Origin of the sequence: Nocardia sp. NPDC047648 (assembly GCF_040642815.1) — a bacterium.
Taxonomy (GTDB): domain Bacteria; phylum Actinomycetota; class Actinomycetes; order Mycobacteriales; family Mycobacteriaceae; genus Nocardia; species Nocardia gamkensis.
In genome coordinates this window covers 1-2,731 of sequence record NZ_JBEYSX010000037.1, presented here as the reverse complement: position 1 = coordinate 2,731, position 2,731 = coordinate 1, and the positions used below count along the sequence as shown (strand labels likewise).

At 66.9% G+C, this 2,731-nt stretch carries 3 protein-coding genes; all 3 read left to right on the top strand.

Features of this window, described 5'->3' with window-relative positions:
- The first annotated feature begins 156 nt into the window (after positions 1–156).
- From ABZ803_RS35210 to ABZ803_RS35200, 3 genes are read left to right on the top strand one after another with little or no spacing between them, the layout of a single operon-like run.
- The gene (locus tag ABZ803_RS35210) at positions 157–1,521 is read left to right on the top strand and encodes an IS21 family transposase (protein WP_357046199.1); all 1,365 of its coding nucleotides are present in this window, start codon (positions 157–159) and stop codon (positions 1,519–1,521) included.
- Between the two features lie 35 nt (positions 1,522–1,556).
- The gene (gene istB / locus ABZ803_RS35205) at positions 1,557–2,345 is read left to right on the top strand and encodes an IS21-like element helper ATPase IstB (protein ID WP_357046197.1); all 789 of its coding nucleotides are present in this window, start codon (positions 1,557–1,559) and stop codon (positions 2,343–2,345) included.
- Positions 2,335–2,661: a hypothetical protein gene (locus ABZ803_RS35200; RefSeq protein ID WP_357046195.1), complete on the top strand. Its 327-nt coding sequence runs from the start codon at positions 2,335–2,337 to the stop codon at positions 2,659–2,661. The genes istB and ABZ803_RS35200 overlap by 11 nt, the downstream gene beginning before the upstream one ends.
- Positions 2,662–2,731 lie beyond the last annotated feature (70 nt).

Below are 2,731 nucleotides of genomic sequence, written 5' to 3'. Positions count from 1 at the left end.
TGATGGCGCTAGCTGAGAATCCTCAGTCTCGATAGCTGATTGTCCCCAGGCGGTAGTTGTCCTGTTGGTGTCCGGCGCATTCGATGCTCCGGTTGCTGAGTCTTCGCTCATGATCGTCGCGTTTGTGTTCGCGATGGTCATGGAGGAAGGCTCTGGATGCTGTCGCTGGAGGGCGATGTGGAAGTACACGCGCTTCGTGAGCAGGGGTGGTCGATCTCGGCGATCGCCCGCCACCTGAGCCTGGACCGCAAGACGGTCCGCGCCTATCTCAACGGTGACCGGGTGCCGGGGCAGCGGGCCCGGTCGGTGCCGTTGCTGATCGAACCGTTCATCGATTACTGCCGGATCCGGTTGGCCGACGACCCGCATCTGTGGGCTTCGACGCTGTTCGACGAGATCGTCGAGCTGGGGTTCACCGGGTCGTATCCGTCGCTGACCACCGCGATCCGGAAGCTGGGACTGCGCCCGCATTGCGAGCCCTGCCACGCGGCCAAGGGCCGCGATGTCGCGATCATCGCTCACCCTGCGGGTGAGGAAACACAGTGGGACTGGGTCGAGTTACCCGACCCGCCCGCCGAGTGGGGCGTCGGCAGGCACGCGCACCTGCTGGTCGGTGCGCTGGCGCACTCGGGCCGTTGGCGCGGCGTTCTGGCTCCCGCTGAGGATTTCGCGCATCTGGTCGAGGCGCTGGACCAGGTGGTGGTGCGGTTGGCGGGGGTGACGCGGCGGTGGCGCTTCGATCGCATGGCAACGGTCTGTTATCCCGAATCAGGCCGAATAACCCCGGCCTTCGCCGGGGTTGCGAAGCATTACGGGGTCGGGGTCGATATCTGCCCACCCCGGCACGGCAACCGCAAGGGCGTGGTCGAGAAGTCCAATCATGCTGCCGCGCAACGATGGTGGCGAACTCTATCCGACGACTCGACCGTCACCGCGGCGCAGGCCTCACTCGATCGGCTCTGTCTTCGGCTCGACGCCCGCAAACGCGTCCGCGACGGCCTGAAGACGATCGTCGGCGAGCTCGCCGACGCCGAATGCCTGCGCCCAGCGCCGGCCGTGACCTATCCGGCCGAGGTCCGCGAACCGCGCAAGGTCACCGCTCAAGGGCTCGTCGGCTGGCGCGGCAACCAGTACTCGGTCCCACCCGGTCTGGGCGGCACCGTCATGACGGTGGTCCACCGGCTCGGCTCGGAGGCGATCAGCCTGGTCACCGGCTCCGGCGCGATCGTCGCGGCGCACCTGCGCGCTCCGGACGGGGCCGGACGAGTCGTCCGCGACGAAGGCCACGTCGTGGCGCTGGAGCGGTCGGTGCTGGCCGCTTTCGACTCGGGCAAGCCCTGTGCCCACAAAACCCGCCGACCGCCTTCGGCGGCCGCGTTGGCCGAGTCCGCGCGGCTGCGCGGCCGCGCGGATGCTACCGATCCCGCCCAGAAAGTGGTGATCGATCTGTCGGTCTATGCGGCCACCGCCGCCCGACTTTCCGTTGCTCCACAACATGTTCCGATCGAAGAACGCCAGTGAAGGAAGATCATCCGTTGGACAAAACAATTCCCCAGATGAGCGAAGCGCGTCGCTACCAGCAACTGCGCGCTCATCTGTCCTACCTCAAACTCGGCGACGCCGCCGAGCACCTGCCCCGCATCCTCGACGCGGCCCGATCGGAGAACCTCTCGATCACCGCGGCGCTCGAACGACTGCTCGAAATCGAAGTAAACGCCACCGAATCCCGGCGCCTGACATCCCGGCTGCGGTTCGCCTGCCTGCCCGAACCCTGGACCCTCAACGACTTCGACTTCGCCGCTCAACCCGGCGTCGACGAGAAACTCATCCGCGACCTGGCCAGCCTGCGGTTCCTCGACGACGCCGCCAACGTGTTGTTCGTCGGCCCTCCCGGAGTCGGCAAGACCATGCTCGCGGTCGCGCTCGCCCGCGGCGGCGTCGAAGCCGGTCACCGCGTCTACTTCACCACCGCCGCCGAGCTCGCCGCGAAATGCCACAAGGCCGCCCTCGAAGGCCGCTGGCACACCTGCATGCGATTCTTCGCCGGCCCAAAACTGCTCGTCATCGACGAACTCGGCTACCTGCCCCTGCCCGGCGACGGGGCCTCAGCACTGTTCCAGGTGATCAACCAGCGCTATCTGAAATCGAGCACCATCCTCACAACCAACGTCGGAATCGCTGACTGGGCAACCGCTTTCGGGGACGCCACGGTCGCCGCCGCGATGCTGGACCGGCTCCTGCACCGCGCAACAGTCGTCGGAATCGACGGACCCAGCTACCGGCTGCGCCACCACCGCGAAACCGCCGAGAACCTGCGGAAGGCGGTCAACGCCCGTGTCTCCTGACTCCCAGCCACTGCCCCCGCCGACCGCGCGCACCTGCCAGATCTGCTGGGGCGAGTTCATCCCGTCACGCAGCAACAACATCTACTGCTCCAGCCGCTGCAAGAACACCGCAGCCCGCCGCCGCAACAGCCAAACCGACACACCCTTCGAAACGCAGCGCAGCGAACTGGCCACGACACCCCAGCCAGCGGCAACCCGCGACTGCCCCCACTGCGGCGAACCGATCACCATCGTCGCGCTACTCACCACCCCGGAAGCGGCCCGGCCCAGCATCCCCGCAGACAACACCATCGTTCCGCTACACCGCTCCACCTGATAGCCTCAAACCCTGCTCCGCCTGGGGACATTCGGCGAGCAGGTCTGAGGATTCTTCTCAAGCGCCATCA

What these genes read in the sequence shown, in the direction of transcription:
- ABZ803_RS35210 (WP_357046199.1), top strand. Translation starts at nt 157, where the DNA reads ATGCTGTCGCTGGAGGGCGATGTGGAAGTACACGCGCTTCGTGAGCAG.
- istB (WP_357046197.1), top strand. Translation starts at nt 1,557, where the DNA reads ATGAGCGAAGCGCGTCGCTACCAGCAACTGCGCGCTCATCTGTCCTAC.